Source organism: Streptomyces rishiriensis (assembly GCF_030815485.1).
GTDB lineage: Bacteria > Actinomycetota > Actinomycetes > Streptomycetales > Streptomycetaceae > Streptomyces > Streptomyces rishiriensis_A.
On sequence record NZ_JAUSWV010000002.1, the window covers coordinates 5,891,695 to 5,909,224 of the forward strand.

Here is a 17,530-nt window from a genome sequence, read left to right on the forward strand (position 1 = left end):
CCGCGCGGAGCGCGTGGGCCCGCGACGTCGCCTCACCCCACCACCCGCAGCAGCAGAACCGCCCGCCCGGGCACCGTCACCGGCATCCCCGCCGGATGCGTCACCCCCGGCGCCTCCGCCTGCTCCTCGCGCGACGTGTCGACGACCACCTCGTACCGCTCCGCCCAGGGCGCCCCCGGCAGGACGAAGTTCACCGGCCGGTCCCCGGCGTGCAGAACGGCGAGGAAGCTGTCGTCGGTGATCAGGGCCCCCCGCTCGTCCCGGCCGGGAATGTCCCGACCGGACAGGTACATCCCGAGGGTCGCCGCGGGCGCGTACCAGTCCCCCTCGGTCATCTCCGTGCCCCGCTCGGTGAACCAGGCGAGGTCGCGCAGCCCGTCCGCCGAATGTGCCCGCCCGGAGAAGAAGGCGCGACGGCGCAGCACCGGGTGGCGGTGGCGCAGCGCGATCAGCCGGGAGGTGAGGTCGAACAGGGCCCGCCATCCCGGCTCCTCCAGCAGTGCCCAGTCCACCCAGCTGATCTCGTTGTCCTGGCAGTAGGCGTTGTTGTTGCCGCCCTGGGTGCGCCCCAGTTCGTCGCCCGCGACCAGCATCGGCACGCCCGTCGACAGCAGCAGGGTGGTGAGCAGGTTCCGCAGCTGCCGGCGCCGCAGGGCCAGCACCCGCTCGTCGGCCGTCTCGCCCTCGGCGCCGCCGTTCCAGGAACGGTTGTCGTTCGTACCGTCCCGGTTGCCCTCGCCGTTGGCCTCGTTGTGCTTGCGGTCGTACGACACCAGGTCGCGCAGGGTGAAACCGTCGTGCGCGGTCACGAAGTTGACCGACGCGTAGGGCCGGCGGCCGCCCCACGCGTACAGGTCGCTCGACCCCGACAGCCGGTAGCCCATCTCCCGCACGTCCGGCAGCGCGTGCCGCCAGAAGTCCCGTACGGCGTCGCGGTAGCGGTCGTTCCACTCCGTCCACAAGGGCGGGAAGGCGCCCACCTGGTAGCCGCCCGAGCCCACGTCCCACGGCTCGGCGATGAGTTTCACCCGGCGCAGCACCGGGTCCTGCGCGATGACCGCCAGGAACGGGGACAGCATGTCGACGTCGTGCATGGAGCGCGCCAGCGCCGCCGCCAGGTCGAAGCGGAAGCCGTCGACGCCCATCTCCGTCACCCAGTAGCGCAGCGAGTCGGTGATCAGCCGCAGCACGTGCGGCTGGACCACGTGCAGGGTGTTGCCGCAGCCCGTGTAGTCGGCGTATCTGCGCGCGTCCGCCTGAACCCGGTAGTAGCCCCGGTTGTCGATGCCCTTCAACGACAGCGTCGGCCCGAGCTCGCCGGCCTCCGCCGTGTGGTTGTAGACGACGTCGAGGATGACCTCGATGCCGGCCGCGTGCAGCGCGCGCACCATCCGCTTGAACTCGCCGACCTGCCCGCCCGTCGTCCCGGCCGAGGCGTACGCGGCGTGCGGGGCGAAGTAGCCGATCGAGTTGTAGCCCCAGTAGTTCTTCAGCCCCCGGCGCAGCAGATGGTCCTCGTGCGCGAACTGATGGACCGGCAGCAGCTCCACCGCGGTGACGCCCAGCTTCACCAGGTGCTCCACCGCCGCCGGATGCGCCAGACCGGCGTAGGTGCCGCGCAGTTCCTCCGGGATCCCCGGGTGCAGCCGGGTGAAGCCGCGCACATGCAGCTCGTAGATCACCGAGTCGGCCCAGGGGGTCTTCGGGCGGCGGTCGTCGGCCCAGTCGTCGTCATCGTGCACGACGACGCCCTTGGGGACGTGCGGCGCCGAGTCCCGTTCGTCGCGCACGGTGTCGGCGACCTGCTGCTGGGGCCAGTCACGCACGTGCCCGTAGACCTCCGGCGGCAGGCTGAACTCGCCGTCCACCGCCCGGGCGTACGGGTCCAGGAGCAGTTTCGCGGGGTTCCAGCGGCCGCCGGTCCACGGATCCCAGCGGCCGTGCACCCGGTAGCCGTAACGCTGGCCCGGCATGATCCCCGGCACGAAGCCGTGCCAGATCTCGTGCGTGAGCTCCGTGAGCCGGGCACGCGTCTCCCGGCCGGCCTCGTCGAACAGACACAGTTCGACCGATTCCGCCCCACCCGCCCACAGGGCGAAGTTGGTGCCCGCGACCCCGTCCGGGCCGACCCGGAACCGGGCGCCCAGTGGTGTGGACGCGCCCGGCCACACGCGTGGTCGCGGCACCTTGCGTGACGCACCGTTCATGACGGTGTCCGGCGTGGCGCGCTCCGCCACCGCCTCCTGCTCGGCTGCGCTGGACACCGTTCAGCCTCCCGCGGCTCGTGGGACGACGTGGGAAAAGAGCGCGCGGTGTCCCGCCGCGGCTCCCCGTCGCGTCGTCCTCCCCCCATTTCTGCCCAGAGCGGCCCTCGCACTCACGTTTCCCCGGAGCGTGCCCGATCGTTGGGCACCATGTGAGGCACGTACAAGGGCGCGCACGGCGCGCGGGGGTCGCACTGGCCGCCGTACTGACATGGGCAGGACTACTTGCCGGGGCCGCCGGTTGCACCGGCGACGACAGCCGGAGCGGACTCGACCGGGTGCTCGGCAAGCCCCCGGCACCCGAGGACGTCATCCGCGTCACCCCGGACGACGGCACGAAGGGGGTGAGGCCCGAGGAGCGGCTGCTGGTCCGGGTACCGGGCGGGCGGCTGGAGTCGGTGAAGGTCGTCAGGTCGCAGGACGCGCAGGAGACCCCGGTCCCGGGCAGGATCGCCGCGGACGGAACGAGCTGGCGGCCGGACGACGACCGGCTCGGGCTTGCCGCCCGCTACACCGTCGACGCCGTCGCCCTGGACGGCGACGGCAACCGCTCGGCCCGGCACACCACGTTCACCACGTACGTCCCGGAAGAGCGCTTCATCGGCTATGTCACTCCGGAGAACCGCTCCACGGTGGGCACCGGGATGATCGTCTCGCTGGAGTTCAACCGGGAGATCGACAACCGCGCCGCCGTCCAGCGCGCCGTCCGGGTCACGGCGGAGCCCGCGGTGGACATCCGGCCGCACTGGTTCGGTGACACCCGGCTCGACTTCCGGCCCGAGGAGTACTGGGCGCCCGGCACCCGGGTCACCGTCAGGCTCGGACTGCGGGACGTCGAGGGGGCGCCCGGTGTCTACGGGCTGCAGGACAAGTCGTTCTCCTTCACCGTCGGCCGAAGCCAGGTGTCCCTGGTGGACGCGGCGAAGCACACGATGCAGGTGCGACGCGACGACGAACTGCTGGCCACCGTGCCGATCACGGCCGGGGCGCCGAAGAACACCACCTACAACGGCAAGATGGTGGTGACCGAGATGCTGGAGCTGACCCGGATGAACGGCGCCACGGTCGGCTTCAAGAAGGCCGACGGCAAGGGCGAGTACGACATCCCGGACGTGCCGCACGCCATGCGGCTGACGAGCTCGGGCACCTTCCTGCACGGCAACTACTGGGCGGAGGACGTCTTCGGCCGGGCCAACGTGAGCCATGGCTGCGTGGGCCTCAGGGACGTCAAGGGCGGCGCCTCGGACACGCCCGCGGGCTGGTTCTTCGACCGCTCGCTCGTCGGTGACGTCATCGAGGTCGTGCACAGCAAGGACAAGCAGGTCGCCCCGGACAACGGGCTCGGCGGCTGGAACATGAGCTGGAAGGAGTGGATCGCCGGCGGCGCCGTGAAATGACCTCGCCCCCCGGTGCAACCTTCCCCGCGTTCTCCTGGTCCTAGTTGGGACTGAACGGTGACAATCTTGGCCCGTCCAGGCCGTTGACCTTGTGGTTAATATGCGGCGAACGCGGGGGACGCGTCGCGGTGCGGGCCCGGGGAGGGCCCGGGGGAGTGGGGAGAACGACTTTGAACGTGCGACCGATATCGGGGGCGTCGGTTGGGGGACGTCGTGGCCGCGACAAGCGGTTGGCGCTGATCCTCGGCGGGCTGCTGCTGGCCGTCACGGCCTGCGGCGGGGGCGAGGACACCGGGTCCGACGCGAAGGGCGCGGGCTCCGACAAGGGTGCTTCGGCCGCCGCCGAGAGCAAGCAGTCGGAGGCGGTCGTGACCATCGCCCCGAAGACCGGCGCCAAGGACGTCGACACCAGCGGCGCCCTGAAGGTGACGGCCGCCAAGGGCAAACTGACCGAGGTCGTCGTCAAGGACGACAAGGGCACGGCGGTCACCGGCGCGATCTCCGCGGACGGCGCCGGCTGGACGCCGGCGACGCACCTCGCCGGGTCCACCAAGTACCAGGTGCACGCGGTCGCGAAGGACTCCGAGGGCCGCACGGCCGCCGAGGACTCGTCCTTCACCACGCTGAGCCCGCAGAACACCTTCACCGGCAACTTCACGCCCGAGGACGGTTCCACGGTCGGCGTCGGCATGCCGTTCTCGGTGCGCTTCACCCGGGGCATCACCCATCCCGACGACGTCGAGAAGGCCATCACCGTCACGACCGTGCCGGCCGTCGACGTGCAGGGCCACTGGTTCGGCAACGACCGTCTCGACTTCCGCCCGGAGAAGTACTGGAAGGCCGGCACCAAGGTCACCGTGAAGCTGAACCTCGACGGCGTCGAGGGCCGCAAGGGCGTCTACGGCAAGCAGGCCAAGACCGTCTCCTTCACCATCGGCCGCGACCAGGTGTCCGTCGTGGACGCCAAGAAGCACACGATGAAGGTCACGCAGGAGGGCAAGGTCGTCAAGACCATTCCGGTCACCACCGGAAAGGCCGGCTACGCGACCTGGAACGGCCAGATGGTCATGAGTGAGAAGTTCACCGTGACCAGGATGAACGGCGACACGGTCGGTTACGACGGCGAGTACGACATCAAGGACGTCCCGCACGCCATCCGCCTGACCGACTCCGGCACCTTCGTGCACGGTAACTACTGGGGCGGCGACGCCTTCGGCAACTACAACGCCAGCCACGGCTGCATCGGCCTGCGGGACGTGCGCGGCGGCTACGACAGCTCCGTGGCGGCCGCCTGGTTCTTCAACCACTCGATGGTCGGCGACGTGGTGGTCGTGAAGAACTCCACCGACCCGACGGTCGACCCGGCCAACGGCCTCAACGGCTGGAACATCCCCTGGGCGGAGTGGAGCAAGTAGCGGTCCCCTGACGACTGCGGGCGGGCGGGCCCGGTGCTGTGACAAACGGCACCGGGTCCGTTGTGGTTAGTGATGGTTAACCTGCTGTCATGACCGTGAATCTCGAAGTCGCCGACGGCGTCGGCACGCTGCGTCTCGACCGCCCGCCCATGAACGCGCTGGACGTGGCCACCCAGGACCGGCTCAAGGAGCTCGCCGAGGAGGCGACCCGGCGTGACGACGTACGCGCGGTCGTCGTGTACGGCGGGGAGAAGGTGTTCGCGGCGGGCGCGGACATCAAGGAGATGCAGGAGATGGACCACACCGCGATGGTCCTGCGCGCCCGCGCCCTCCAGGACTCCTTCACGGCGGTGGCCCGCATCCCCAAGCCGGTCGTCGCGGCGGTGACCGGCTACGCGCTGGGCGGCGGCTGCGAGCTCGCGCTGTGCGCGGACTTCAGGATCGCCGGGGACGACGCCAAGCTGGGCCAGCCGGAGATCCTGCTGGGGCTGATCCCCGGCGCCGGCGGCACCCAGCGCCTCTCCCGGCTGGTGGGCCCCTCCAAGGCGAAGGACCTGATCTTCACCGGCCGGATGGTCAAGGCCGACGAGGCACTGACCATGGGTCTGGTGGACCGGGTCGTCCCGGCCGCCGACGTGTACACGGAGGCGCACCGCTGGGCCGCGAAGCTGGCGCAGGGTCCGGCTATCGCGCTGCGCGCCGCCAAGGAGTCGATCGACACCGGTCTGGAGACCGACATCGAGACGGGCCTGGCCATCGAACGGAACTGGTTCGCGGGTCTGTTCGCGACGGCCGACCGGGAGATCGGGATGCGCAGCTTCGTGGAGGAGGGCCCGGGCAAGGCCAAGTTCCTGTGAGAGAGGTCTCCTGCCAACTCCGCCGAATCACTTGCAATTGACGGGGTGTCTCATGCCAGGTCCCTCGATGGGGCGGTTTATGGGGGCCTTAACGCAACCTTAAGCCTGCCTTGTCGAGCGGCCCCGTCGAGCGCCTTGCGGCGATCCGTTGCCGCAGGTCAGTCCCGTTTTGTCGGGCTTTGAACTGTCCCTGGCATATGCCGATCAATCCATTCGGAACGGTAGATTCCGGGTGGTGTATTCCGTCGGAACGGCCCCGGAGGCGCCTCGGGGCCGCCATGATGGGGGCATGGCGGGGCTGGAGGGCATCGAACAGCCGCGGGGACCGGGCCGTGCGACCGCGGCGCGCTGGTCGCCTGCGGTCGAGGACGAACGGGCGTTGAAGGCGTTGGAGTTGTTCGGCAACCCGACCGACGGCGAGGTTCCGCTGCCGTCCCGGCCCGAGTCCGCCGCCACGGCCCGACGGCTGACCCAGGTCGTCGTCCTGCGGCAGTGGGGACTGACCCCCAAGATGACCGAGGACGCGGTCCTCCTCGTCTCCGAGCTCGTCGGCAACGCCGTACGGCACACCGGCGCCCGGGTCTTCGGCCTTCGGATGCGGCGCCGGCGCGGCTGGATCCGGGTCGAGGTCCGCGATCCCTCGCGGGGGCTGCCCTGTCTGATGCCGGTCCAGGAACTGGACGTCAGCGGGCGGGGGCTGTTCCTCGTCGACAAGCTGTCCGACCGGTGGGGCGTGGATCTCCTGCCCCGGGGCAAGACGACGTGGTTCGAGATGCGGGTCGCGGACCGCTAGTGCCGGTGCCTCCGGCGGTCGGCCGGGTATGTGCGGGGTGTTCCGGTGGCCGTCCCCCGGAGGCTGCCGCCCCCGGGTCCCCGTGTCGGCCCTGAACGGGCCTCGTCCTCCGGCGCCGGACGGACTGGGTGGGTCGTCCCCGGTCGGCGAGCCGAGTGGCTGTCGGGGCCGGGCGTCCGCGTCGGCTCTGGATGGGTCTCCTCCCCAAGTTGCCCCAGGGGTCCCGGACGCGCTGGGTGTGTCGTCCCCGGCCGGGAAGTCGAGTGGCTGCCGCCCCCGGGTCCCCGTGTCGGCCCTGAACGGGCCTCGTCCTCCAGCGCCGGACGGACTGGGTGGGTCGTCCCCGGTCGGGGCGTCGGGGCGTTGAGGGCCAGGGGGTCCGCTTCGGTGCTGGTCCCGGCCTTGTTCGCGAACTATCCGGAAGAGGCCCCGGGCGGGGCGAGTGGGGCGTCGCTCGTCGGTGAGTCGGGTTGCGTCAATGGCCGGAAATGTCGCATATCCGGCCTTAAATGGTGCGGGTGACCACATCCGACCGTCGTTTCGCGCTGCGGGCGGGCGCCGGGCTCGTCGCCGGGGGTGCGTTCGCGGCCGCGTGCTCGCCCTCCGAGTCCCCTTCCGGCGCCGTCGCCCCGCACGCCCCCGCCTCTCCGGGCCCCGCCTCCCGGGGATCGGCCTCTCCGGGGCCCGCTTCCCCCACCCGTGCCGCTCCCGCCCGTCCCCTGGCCGCTCCCGCGCCGCGTGCCTTTCCCCGGCAGCCCGCTCAGATCAGTCACGGTCCGCGCGGCCGCTCCCGGGTCGCGCTCACCTTCCACGGTCAGGGGGAGCCCTCCGTCGCCCGGGCCCTGCTCGGTGAAGCCGAGCGGCACGGCGCGCGGGTCACCGTGCTGGCCGTCGGGTCCTGGCTGGACGAACATCCCGACCTCGCCCGCCGGGTTCTCGACGGCGGCCACGACCTCGGCAACCACACCCAGCGTCACCTGGACATCAACGCCATGCCCGAGGTTGAGGCGGCGGCCGAGATCGCCGGGTGCGCCGCGCGGCTGCGCAGGCTCACCGGGTCGATCGGCACCTGGTTCCGGCCCTCCCGCGCCATCCGTGCCTCCCCGCTCGTGGAAACGCTGGCCCGCCGTGCCGGCTACCCGCACGTCCTCTCCTACGACGTCGACTCCCTCGACTTCACCTCGCCCGGTGCCGCCGCCGTCGCCCGCAACATCCTCGGCAAGGTCCGGGACGGGTCCGTCGTGAGCCTGCACTTCGGGTACGCGGACACGGTCGCCGCACTCCCCGCCGTACTCGACGAACTCGACCGCCGCGGACTGCGCGCGGTCACCACCACGGAGCTGATCGGCTGATGCACCGCAACCTCGTGAAAAGCACTCTGCTCGCGGGCGCCGCGCTCACCGTCCTCGCCGCCTGTGGCACCGGCGCCGGGGACGGGGCGGCCAAGGAGGGGCGCGGCGGCGCCACCGAGGCGGCCGCTCCCGCACCGGCGAAGAAGGCCCACAGGCCCGTCGTCGACGGCCTGCCCGGCATGCCGCCCGTGCTCGATCCGAAGGACGTCTACGCCGCCGACCGTCCCGGCAGGCTCTCCCCGGTGGTCAAGGACTTCCCGTCGCGGGTCTACGTTCCCAACACCGAGTCCGACACCGTCTCCGTCATCGACCCGAAGACGTACGAGGTGATCGAGACCCTCAGGGTGGGGCGGCAGCCGCAGCACGTCGTCCCCTCCTGGGACATGAAGACGCTGTGGGTCAACAACAACCGGGGGCACACCCTCACCCCCATCGATCCGAAGACCGGCAAGGCGGGCAAGTCGGTCGAGGTGCACGACCCGTACAACCTCTACTTCACGCCCAACGGCAAGTACGCCGTCGTGATGGCCTCCCTCGACCGCGAACTCGTCTTCCGCGACCCGCACACCATGAAGCGGATCAAGACGGAACCGGTCACCTGCTACGGCGTCAACCACGCCGACTTCTCGCTCGACGGGAGGTATTTCATCGTGTCCTGCGAGTTCAGCGGTGAGCTGCTCAAGGTCGACACCGAGAAGATGAAGGTCGTCGGACAGCGGAAGCTGCCCTTCAAGGGGGCCATGCCCCAGGACGTGAAGGTGTCACCCGACGGGAAACGGTTCTACATCGCGGACATGATGGCCGACGGGATGTGGATCGTCGACGGCGACACCTTCGGCGAGCCGGAGTTCCTGCACACCGGCAAGGGCTGCCACGGGCTGTACGTCGGCCGCGACTCCCGCGAGATGTACGTCTCCAACCGCGGCGAGGGCACCGTCTCCGTCTTCGACTTCCACGAGAACGCGCTCACCAAGAAGTGGCGCCTTCCGCAGGGCGGCAGCCCGGACATGGGCGGCGTCTCGGCGGACGGCAAGGTGCTGTGGCTGTCCGGACGGTACAACTCCGAGGTGTACGCCATCGACACCCGCACCGGAGAGCAGCTCGCCCGGATCAAGGTCGGCAGGGGTCCGCACGGTCTGGCCGTCTACCCGCAGCCGGGCCGCTACTCGCTCGGCCACACCGGCATCTTCCGCTAGGCCGTGTCCGCGAAGCGGCGCCGTCTGCCCGCAGGGCTGGGCTCGCGGCGTCCGGTGCGTGCGGTCCGGTGCCTGCGGTCGCAAGGCGGAGGACCGGCCTCGTACCGGGTGTCCGTGGGCGGTCCCGACGACGGGGCGAGCGTGCGTGCCGGGCGTCGCGAGCCGGGCGGGACCTTGCGGACACGACCCGGGGTGACGCGCGACCGGACCGAGGCGCTCAGCGGCCGTGTGAGCGATCCGGACCACGCGCCGTGGCACCGGCTCCCGCCGCCCCCGGCTCCCGCCGGACGGTGAGCAGCGCTTCCGCCCCGACCGGCAGATAGCCCGCCGCCTGGAACGCCCGTGTGCTGCGGGCGTTCCCCGGCGAGATCTGCGCCCACACCGGCTCGCCCCCGCCCAGGTGCCGGGCCGCGCCCACCAGGGCCCGGCCCAGTCCCTGGTGCCGTACGCCCTCCTCGACCTCCACGGCGACCTCCAGCCGACCTGCGACCCCGCGACCGAGGACGAGCACGCCCCCCTTCGCGGCCCACACCCGCACCTCGTCGCGGCGCCTGCGCGAGCTGACCACCCGGGGATGGTCCGGGTCCTCGATCTCGGCCAGGGCGAGGGACGGCGGGCCAGGCAGCGGGGAACCGACCATCAACTGGTCGACCGTCTCCGCGACCCGGCCCGTACGGTCGAGCAGAGCCGTCAGGAACCGGGGGCTCATCGACGCGGCCAGGGCGTCGCAGTCGGCGGCGGCCAAGGCCTCGTCCACCCACCCCGGGTCCTCGTCCGTGAACACCACCGAGTGCGCGGTGAAGGACAGGACTCCCGCCTCGCGGGGGGAGGGCTGGGGCAGGACGGTCGTGCGGCCGTCGGCGGGAGGGAAGACACCGCGCGCGGCCGCGTCGAGAATGTCCCGCAAGGTCCCCACCGCGCCGCTCCCCTTCGCGCTCCTTGAGCCTCCACCCACTGGAAGGCCCACACTCACACACATGATCGACGACGGCACCGGACTTTTCACCATCGGAGAGCTGGCCCGCTCCACCGGACTGACCGTGCGCACCATCCGCTACTGGTCCGACGAGGGGGTCCTGGCCCGGTGACCCGCTCGGCCGGCGGCTACCGCCTCTACGACGCCGGGTCGGTGGCCCGGCTGGAACTGATCCGCACCCTGCGCGAGCTGGGCCTCGGCCTGGCCGATGTGCGCCGGGTGCTGACCGGGGAGCGGACGGTCGCGGAGGTCGCGGCGGCGCACGTGGCGGCGCTGGATGTGCAGATCGGTTCGCTGAAGGTGACCCGGGCCGTGCTGTCGTCCGTGGCGCGACGCGGTTCGACCGCGGAGGAGATGACCCTGATGAACAGACTGGCCCGGCTGTCGGCGGCCGAACGCAAGCGGCTCCTCGACGACTTCACGGCGGAGATCTTCGACAGTCTCGACACGGCCGACCCCGACATCCGTACCCGGCTGCGGTTCGCCACGGCGGACCTGCCGGACGATCCGGCTCCCGAGCAGGTGGACGCCTGGGTGGAGCTGGCCGAGCTGATCCGGGACCCGGAGTTCCGGGTGCTGATGCGGACGATGGTCGAGTTCAACGCGGCGGACCGCGGGCCGGACGTCCCGGCGGGCACGTCCCTGTGGTTCATGAGCCGTCTCGTGCACCTCGGCGGCGAGGCGCTGCGCCAGGGCGTCGCCCCCGGCGACCCGGCGGCCGAGGAGTTCCTGCGGGGCCTGCTGGGCGACGCGGACCGGGCCGCCGTCCTCGACCGGCTGACCGCCGCATCGAACGTACGGGTCGCCCGCTACCGCCGATTGTCGGCGATCGTGAACGGTGTCGGAAGCCGGCCCTCGTACGAGGAGGAGTTCTCCTGGGTGGTCGCCGCGCTCCGCGCTCACCAGGGCCGTTAACCTGACCTGCGTCAGTGGAACAGCAAGTATGACCGCAAGGCATGACGAAGAGGGGCGGATCGGTGGCCGACATCGAAGAAGCGCGCAAGGAGTTCCAGCGGATCGACACGGACGGGGACGGCTTCATCACCGCGGCCGAGTTCAAGACCGCCCTGGCCCAGGGGGGTGACTGGAACGTCACCGAGTCGGTGGCCGAGGTCATCATCAAGAGCCGCGACCTCGACGGCGACAAGCTCCTTTCGTTCGACGAGTTCTGGGCGCACCTGAACAAGTGAGACGAGCGGAGAAGGGGGCGCCTCGCGACCTGCGGGGCGCCCCCTGCTCATGACCGCCGCTCGGCGCCGCCCGCCCCGGTCCGCCGGTCGGGCAGGCCGCCGGCGCCCTGCGCGCACGGATCGCCGAGGGGGCCCGGCCGGGACCTGGCCCGTCGGCGCGAAGCTCCCCGGCGGGGTCACGCCCGCGAAGGAACTCGGCGTCGGCCGCTCCACGGCCGGTCCTGGCCGTCGCGGACGGGTACCCGGAGACCGCGGCGGCCGTCCTCGCGGCGGAACGGGAGGATCCGGGCGGTGCCGGGCCGGGCTCCGCGGAGAAATCCTCAGGGATCGCCGCGGAGCCGGAATAGCCTGCCACCGACCGGGGTTGCCGCTCTCAGGTGCATGCATATGCATGAAACGAAGCGACTCCGTCCCGGAAGGCAAGGCCACTCATGAAGATCGGCATCATCGGAGCGGGCAACATCGGCGGCAACCTCACCCGGCGTCTCAGCGCGCTCGGTCACGACGTCTCCGTCGCGAACTCCCGAGGCCCGCAGACGCTCACGGAACTCGCCGAGGAGACGGGAGCGACCCCCGTCACCGTCGAGGAGGCGGCGCGCGGTGCCGAGGTCGTGGTGATCACGATCCCGGTCAAGGCGGTCCCGAGCCTGCCGCCCGGCATCCTGGACGGCGCGGCCGAAGGCGTGGCCGTCATCGACACCAACAACTACTACCCGCAGCAGCGCGACGGCCGGATCGCGGAGATCGAGGACGAGGGCCTCACCGAGAGCCGCTGGACCGAGCGTCACATCGGCCACCCCGTGATCAAGGCCTTCAACGGCACCTACGCCCAGGACATCCTGGACCGCCCGCTCGCCGCGGGCGACCCCGACCGCATGGCGCTCCCGGTGGCCGGCGACGACGAGGCGGCGAAGGCGAAGGTACGCGCCCTGATCGACGAGCTCGGCTTCGACACCGTCGACGCGGGCGGCATCGACGACTCCTGGCGCCAGCAGCCCGACACCCCCGTCTACGGGCTGCAGGCCGGCACCGAGGCGGTCACCAAGGCCCTGGCCGAGGCGAGCCCGGAACGCCCGGCGTCCTTCCGCGGCTAGACGGGCCCGGCTAGACGATCCGCAGAGGGCGGTGCGGCCCGTCCGGCAACTCGATCCCGATCGGGTCCCCGGGCCGCACCACACCCCCGCTGAGCACCACGCCCATGATCCCGGACCTGAAGACCGGCCGGCCGTCCGGACCCCGCCCGACGACCTGCTTCAGCAGGCCCTTTCTGAAGTCGTCGATCTGCCTGCACGGATTGCGCAGCCCGGTCACCTCGACCACGGCCTGTCCGCCGAGCCGCAGCCGGGTCCCTTCGGGCAGCGCCAGCAGGTCCGTCCCCCGGGTGGTCACGTTCTCCCCGAGCTGCCCGGCGGCCACCTCGAACCCGGCCGCTCGCACCTCTTCGAACAGCTCCTCGTGGATGAGGTGCACCTGCCGCAGATTCGGCTGCGAGGGATCCTTCTCCATCCGGAAGCGGTGCTTCACCGTGGCCCCGGCATGCACGTCCCCCAGCACCCCGAGCCCGGCGACCAGCGTGACGCTCTCCCGGTTGGGCTTGGTGAAGGAGTACGTACCGTTGCTGCTGACAGCGCTGACCGACCCACTCATACGGCGAAGCTCCCCTGTCCCTGCGACCCGCTGCCGAGTCAGCACTCGATGATGTTCACCGCCAGCCCGCCCCGGGCCGTCTCCTTGTACTTGACGGACATGTCCGCGCCCGTCTCCTTCATCGTCTTGATGACCTTGTCCAGGGACACCTTGTGCGAGCCGTCTCCGCGCATCGCCATCTTGGCCGCGGTGACCGCCTTGACCGAGGCCATGCCGTTGCGCTCGATGCACGGGATCTGGACCAGGCCGCCCACGGGGTCGCAGGTCAGGCCGAGGTTGTGTTCCATGCCGATCTCGGCCGCGTTCTCGACCTGCTCGGGGGAACCGCCGAGGACCTCGGCCAGCGCGCCCGCCGCCATCGAGCAGGCCGAGCCCACCTCGCCCTGGCAGCCGACCTCGGCGCCCGAGATGGAGGCGTTCTCCTTGAACAGCATGCCGATCGCGCCGGCCGCGAGCAGGAAGCGGACCACCCCGTCCTCGTCGGCGCCGGGCACGAAGTTCACGTAGTAGTGCAGGACCGCCGGGATGATGCCGGCCGCGCCGTTCGTGGGGGCGGTCACCACCCTGCCGCCGGCCGCGTTCTCCTCGTTCACCGCCATCGCGTACAGCGTGATCCACTCCATGGCGAGCGCCAACGGGTCGCCCTCCGCCCGGAGCTGACGCGCCGTCATGGCGGCCCGGCGGCGGACCCGCAGGCCGCCCGGCAGAATGCCCTCACGAGACATGCCCCGCGAGACGCACGACTGCATCGCCCGCCAGATCTCCAGCAGCCCGTCCCGGATCTCGTCCTCGGTGCGCCAGGCGCGCTCGTTCTCCAGCATCAGCGAGGAGATCGACAGGCCGGTCTCCTTCGCCAGGCGCAGCAGCTCGTCGCCCGTACGGAAGGGGTACTTCAGGACCGTGTCGTCGAGTTTGATGCGGTCCGCGCCGACCGCGTCCTCGTCCACGACGAAGCCGCCGCCGACCGAGTAGTACGTCTTCGACAGCAGCTCGGCGCCCTGGGCGTCGTGGGCCCATATCGTCATGCCGTTGGCGTGGTACGGCAGGGCCTTGCGGCGGTGCAGGACCAGGTCGTCGTCGTAGGAGAACGGGATCTCGCGCGAGTCCAGCAGCCGCAGCCGTCCGGAGCTCTTGATCTGCTCCACCCGGTCGTCCGCGCCCTCCACGTCCACCGTGCGCGGGGAGGAGCCCTCCAGGCCGAGCAGCACCGCCTTGGGCGTGCCGTGGCCGTGGCCGGTCGCGCCGAGCGAGCCGTACAGCTCGCAGCGCACCGACGCGACGGAGTCCAGCAGACCCTCGCCCCGCAGCCGGCGGGCGAACATACGGGCCGCGCGCATCGGGCCGACCGTGTGGGAGCTGGACGGGCCGATGCCGATCGAGAACAGGTCGAAGACCGAGATGGCCACGGGGAACTCCTCAGTACGGGGTGGTGCGGGGTGCCGCCCACACCTCACAGTGTGCGCGGCACCCGGGAAAGGGAACTACTCGCTCAGACCGGGATACAGCGGGTGCTTGTCGGCCAGGGCCGTGACCCGGGCCTTCAGCGCCGCCGCGTCGGCCTCCGCGAACGGGGACGGCGCCTTCAGCGTCTCGGCGATCACGTCCGCGACCTCGGCGAAGTCGGCGGCGGTGAAGCCGCGGGTCGCGAGGGCGGGCGTGCCGATCCGCAGTCCGGAGGTGACCATCGGCGGCCGCGGGTCGTTCGGGACCGCGTTGCGGTTGACCGTGATGCCGACCTCGTGGAGCCGGTCCTCGGCCTGCTGACCGTCCAGCTCGGACTCGCGCAGGTCGACCAGGATCAGGTGCACGTCGGTGCCGCCGGAGAGGACGTTCACCCCGGCCGAGCGGGCGTCCGGCGCGGTCAGGCGCTCGGCGAGGATCTTCGCGCCCTCGACCGTGCGGGCCTGGCGCTCCTTGAAGTCCTCGGTCGCGGCGACCTTGAACGAGACCGCCTTGGCCGCGATCACGTGCTCCAGGGGGCCGCCCTGGAAGCCCGGGAAGACGGACGAGTTCAGCTTCTTCGCGAACGCCTTCTTCGCGAGGATGATGCCGCCGCGGGGGCCGCCCAGCGTCTTGTGGGTGGTGGACGTGACGACGTCGGCGTACTCCACCGGGTTCGGGTGGAGACCGGCCGCGACCAGACCCGCGAAGTGCGCCATGTCGACCCACAGGAAGGCCTCGACCTCGTCCGCGATCCGGCGGAACTCGGCGAAGTCGAGCTGCCGGGGATAGGCCGACCAGCCCGCGATGATCACCTTCGGGCGGTGCTCCTTGGCGAGCCGCTCGACCTCGGCCATGTCGACCAGGCCGGCGTCGTCCACGTGGTAGGCGACCACGTCGAACTGCTTGCCGGAGAAGTTCAGCCGCATGCCGTGGGTCAGGTGACCGCCGTGCGCCAGGTCCAGGCCGAGGATCGTGTCGCCGGGCTGGGCCAGCGCGAACAGGGCGGCCTGGTTGGCGGAGGCGCCCGAGTGGGGCTGGACGTTGGCGTACTCGGCGCCGAACAGCTCCTTGATCCGGTCGATCGCGATCTGCTCGGCCACGTCGACGTGCTCACAGCCGCCGTAGTAGCGGCGGCCCGGGTAGCCCTCGGCGTACTTGTTGGTCAGGACCGAGCCCTGCGCCTCCATCACCGCGAGCGGAGCGAAGTTCTCCGAGGCGATCATCTCGAGCGTGGACTGCTGGCGGTTCAGCTCGGCGTCGATCGCGGCGGCGATCTCCGGGTCGAGCTCGTGCAGGGGCGTGTTCAGGACGGACATGCGTCTACGACTCCTCAGCCGGCGGTGAAGGCGGTGTACTCGTCGGCGGTGAGCAGGTCGTCCTGCTCGCCCGCGGTGCGTACCTTGAACAGCCATCCGCCCTCGAACGGGGCGGAGTTCACCAGCGCCGGGTCGTCGACGACGTCCTGGTTGACCTCGACGATCTCGCCGGAGACCGGCGCGTACAGCTCGCTGACCGACTTGGTCGACTCCAGCTCGCCGCAGGTCTCGCCCGCGGTCACCGTGTCACCGACCTCGGGGAGCTGGACGAAGACCACGTCGCCGAGCGCGTTGGCCGCGTGCTCGGTGATGCCGACCGTCGAGACGCCGTCCTCGGCGACCGACAGCCACTCGTGCTCCTTGCTGTAGCGCAGCTGCTGGGGGTTGCTCATGGCCTGAATTCTCCTGTACGCGGGAGGGTGCTGGTGAATGGGGGACTGCTGGAACCGCAGGGGAGCAGCGCACATGTGCGCAGCGTCACGCGCGGGCGGGGCGTCGACGCGCCCAGTGTCTACTTCTGGCGCTTGTAGAACGGCAGCGCCACGACCTCGTACGGCTCGTGGCTGCCTCGGATGTCCACGCCGACGCCCTGGGTCCCCGGCGCCGCGTGGGCGGCGTCGACGTACGCCATGGCGATCGGCTTGCCGAGGGTGGGGGAGGGGGCGCCCGAGGTGACCTCGCCGATCACTGCGCCGTCGGCGACCACGGCGAATCCGGCGCGCGGGACCCGGCGGCCCTCGGCGACCAGGCCGACGAGGACGCGCGGGGGCTGCGAGGCGGCTCGCCCGGCGGCCTCCTCCAGCGCCGTACGCCCGACGAAGTCGCCCTCCTTGTCGAACTTGACCACCCGGCCCAGACCCGCGTCGAACGGGGTGAGGGAGGTGCTCAGCTCGTGCCCGTACAGCGGCATGCCCGCCTCCAGGCGCAGGGTGTCCCGGCAGGACAGGCCGCAGGGCACCAGCCCGACGCCCTCGCCGGCCTTGGTCAGCGACTGCCACAGCTCGACGGCGTGCTCCGGCCGCACGAACAGCTCGAAGCCGTCCTCGCCGGTGTAGCCGGTACGCGCGATGAGGGCGGGGACGCCGGCGACGGTGCCGGGCAGGCCGGCGTAGTACTTCAGGCCGTCCAGGTCGGCGTCGGTGACGGCCGCGAGGATGCCGGGGGACTCGGGGCCCTGCACGGCGATCAGCGCGTAGGCGTCACGGTCGTCGCGGACCACCGCGTCGAAGCCCTCGGCGCGCTCGGTCAGCGCGTCCAGCACGACCTGTGCGTTGGAGGCGTTGGCCACCACCATGAACTCGGTCTCGGCCAGCCGGTAGACGATCAGGTCGTCCAGGATGCCGCCGTCCGCCCGGCAGATCATCGTGTAGCGGGCGCGGCCGGCCTTGACCGCCCCGATGTTGCCCACCAGGGCGAAGTCGAGGAGGGCGGCTGCCTGCGGGCCGGCGACGGTGATCTCGCCCATGTGCGAGAGGTCGAAGAGCCCGGCCCGGGTGCGGACGGCCTGGTGCTCGTCGCGCTCGGAGCCGTAGCGCAGCGGCATGTCCCAGCCGGCGAAGTCGGTCATCGTCGCGCCGAGCGCGCGATGCACCGCGTCGAGGGCGGTGAGGCGCTGCCCGGCGTTCTGGGCGGAAGCGGGGTCGGTACTGCTCATCGGGCGTTCGTCTCCCAAGGCATGACGGCA

The 17,530-nt window shown here is 71.3% G+C and carries 15 protein-coding genes and 1 pseudogene; 9 read left to right on the forward strand and 7 right to left on the reverse strand.

Annotation, left to right across the window (positions count from 1 at the left end; translation table 11 throughout):
* Positions 1-32 precede the first annotated feature (32 nt).
* Positions 33-2,264, reverse strand: coding sequence for a glycogen debranching protein GlgX (glgX, locus tag QF030_RS28820; protein WP_307165502.1), 2,232 nt, complete (start codon positions 2,262-2,264; stop codon positions 33-35).
* Between the two features lie 152 nt (positions 2,265-2,416).
* Here glgX and QF030_RS28825 point away from each other — a divergent pair, with 152 nt between their 5' ends.
* From QF030_RS28825 to QF030_RS28850, 6 genes are all read left to right on the forward strand, one after another.
* A complete protein-coding gene (locus QF030_RS28825; RefSeq protein WP_307165503.1) occupies positions 2,417-3,661 on the forward strand; it encodes a L,D-transpeptidase in 1,245 nt (414 codons plus the stop codon).
* Between the two features lie 170 nt (positions 3,662-3,831).
* Entirely contained in the window at positions 3,832-5,076 is a 1,245-nt protein-coding gene (locus QF030_RS28830; RefSeq protein WP_307165504.1) for a L,D-transpeptidase, read from the forward strand.
* 89 nt (positions 5,077-5,165) lie between these two features.
* Complete coding sequence (locus tag QF030_RS28835; protein WP_307165505.1) at positions 5,166-5,933, forward strand: enoyl-CoA hydratase/isomerase family protein; 768 nt, start codon at positions 5,166-5,168, stop codon at positions 5,931-5,933.
* A gap of 289 nt (positions 5,934-6,222) precedes the next feature.
* Positions 6,223-6,726 (forward strand): ATP-binding protein, encoded by a 504-nt coding sequence (locus QF030_RS28840; protein ID WP_307165506.1) that lies wholly within the window; start codon positions 6,223-6,225, stop codon positions 6,724-6,726.
* A 509-nt stretch (positions 6,727-7,235) separates the two neighbouring features.
* Positions 7,236-8,078, forward strand: a complete 843-nt coding sequence (locus tag QF030_RS28845) for a polysaccharide deacetylase family protein (RefSeq protein WP_307165507.1) — start codon at positions 7,236-7,238, stop codon at positions 8,076-8,078.
* Positions 8,078-9,274: a YncE family protein gene (locus tag QF030_RS28850; protein ID WP_307165508.1), complete on the forward strand. Its 1,197-nt coding sequence runs from the start codon at positions 8,078-8,080 to the stop codon at positions 9,272-9,274. Before QF030_RS28845 ends, QF030_RS28850 begins: the two co-directional genes overlap by 1 nt.
* 217 nt (positions 9,275-9,491) lie before the next feature.
* Here QF030_RS28850 and QF030_RS28855 read toward each other — a convergent pair whose 3' ends face one another.
* A complete protein-coding gene (locus QF030_RS28855; protein WP_307165509.1) occupies positions 9,492-10,190 on the reverse strand; it encodes a GNAT family N-acetyltransferase in 699 nt (232 codons plus the stop codon).
* Between the two features lie 118 nt (positions 10,191-10,308).
* Between QF030_RS28855 and QF030_RS28860 the strand changes: the two are divergent.
* The 3 genes and pseudogenes from QF030_RS28860 to QF030_RS28870 all read left to right on the forward strand — a co-directional run bounded on the left by QF030_RS28860 (position 10,309) and on the right by QF030_RS28870 (position 12,534).
* A pseudogene (locus tag QF030_RS28860) lies at positions 10,309-11,165 on the forward strand (helix-turn-helix domain-containing protein).
* Between the two features lie 62 nt (positions 11,166-11,227).
* Entirely contained in the window at positions 11,228-11,440 is a 213-nt protein-coding gene (locus QF030_RS28865) for an EF-hand domain-containing protein (protein ID WP_028807102.1), read from the forward strand.
* Between the two features lie 431 nt (positions 11,441-11,871).
* On the forward strand, positions 11,872-12,534 hold the full coding sequence (locus QF030_RS28870; RefSeq protein WP_307165510.1) for an NADPH-dependent F420 reductase: 663 nt from the start codon (positions 11,872-11,874) through the stop codon (positions 12,532-12,534).
* Between the two features lie 10 nt (positions 12,535-12,544).
* Here the strand turns inward: QF030_RS28870 and QF030_RS28875 are convergent, their stop codons facing one another.
* The 5 genes from QF030_RS28875 to gcvT form a co-directional block, all read right to left on the reverse strand.
* Complete coding sequence (locus QF030_RS28875) at positions 12,545-13,087, reverse strand: MOSC domain-containing protein (protein WP_307165511.1); 543 nt, start codon at positions 13,085-13,087, stop codon at positions 12,545-12,547.
* A gap of 38 nt (positions 13,088-13,125) precedes the next feature.
* Positions 13,126-14,493 carry an L-serine ammonia-lyase gene (locus QF030_RS28880; RefSeq protein WP_307165512.1) on the reverse strand — a complete coding sequence of 456 codons (1,368 nt, stop codon included), beginning with the start codon at positions 14,491-14,493 and terminating at the stop codon, positions 13,126-13,128.
* A 75-nt stretch (positions 14,494-14,568) separates the two neighbouring features.
* The gene (gene glyA, locus QF030_RS28885) at positions 14,569-15,846 is read right to left on the reverse strand and encodes a serine hydroxymethyltransferase (protein WP_307165513.1); all 1,278 of its coding nucleotides are present in this window, start codon (positions 15,844-15,846) and stop codon (positions 14,569-14,571) included.
* Positions 15,847-15,860: 14 nt separating this feature from the next.
* Positions 15,861-16,238 carry a glycine cleavage system protein GcvH gene (gene gcvH / locus QF030_RS28890; RefSeq protein ID WP_020131386.1) on the reverse strand — a complete coding sequence of 126 codons (378 nt, stop codon included), beginning with the start codon at positions 16,236-16,238 and terminating at the stop codon, positions 15,861-15,863.
* A 119-nt stretch (positions 16,239-16,357) separates the two neighbouring features.
* The gene (gcvT, locus tag QF030_RS28895) at positions 16,358-17,500 is read right to left on the reverse strand and encodes a glycine cleavage system aminomethyltransferase GcvT (protein WP_307165514.1); all 1,143 of its coding nucleotides are present in this window, start codon (positions 17,498-17,500) and stop codon (positions 16,358-16,360) included.
* Positions 17,501-17,530: the final 30 nt, after the last annotated feature.

Coding starts and splice junctions, on each gene's coding strand:
- QF030_RS28835 (WP_307165505.1), top strand. CDS start 5,166: ATGACCGTGAATCTCGAAGTCGCCGACGGCGTCGGCACGCTGCGTCTC.
- QF030_RS28840 (WP_307165506.1), top strand. CDS start 6,223: ATGGCGGGGCTGGAGGGCATCGAACAGCCGCGGGGACCGGGCCGTGCG.
- QF030_RS28845 (WP_307165507.1), top strand. CDS start 7,236: ATGGTGCGGGTGACCACATCCGACCGTCGTTTCGCGCTGCGGGCGGGC.
- QF030_RS28850 (WP_307165508.1), top strand. CDS start 8,078: ATGCACCGCAACCTCGTGAAAAGCACTCTGCTCGCGGGCGCCGCGCTC.
- QF030_RS28870 (WP_307165510.1), top strand. CDS start 11,872: ATGAAGATCGGCATCATCGGAGCGGGCAACATCGGCGGCAACCTCACC.
- QF030_RS28875 (WP_307165511.1), bottom strand. CDS start 13,087: ATGAGTGGGTCGGTCAGCGCTGTCAGCAGCAACGGTACGTACTCCTTC.
- glyA (WP_307165513.1), bottom strand. CDS start 15,846: ATGTCCGTCCTGAACACGCCCCTGCACGAGCTCGACCCGGAGATCGCC.
- gcvH (WP_020131386.1), bottom strand. CDS start 16,238: ATGAGCAACCCCCAGCAGCTGCGCTACAGCAAGGAGCACGAGTGGCTG.
- gcvT (WP_307165514.1), bottom strand. CDS start 17,500: ATGAGCAGTACCGACCCCGCTTCCGCCCAGAACGCCGGGCAGCGCCTC.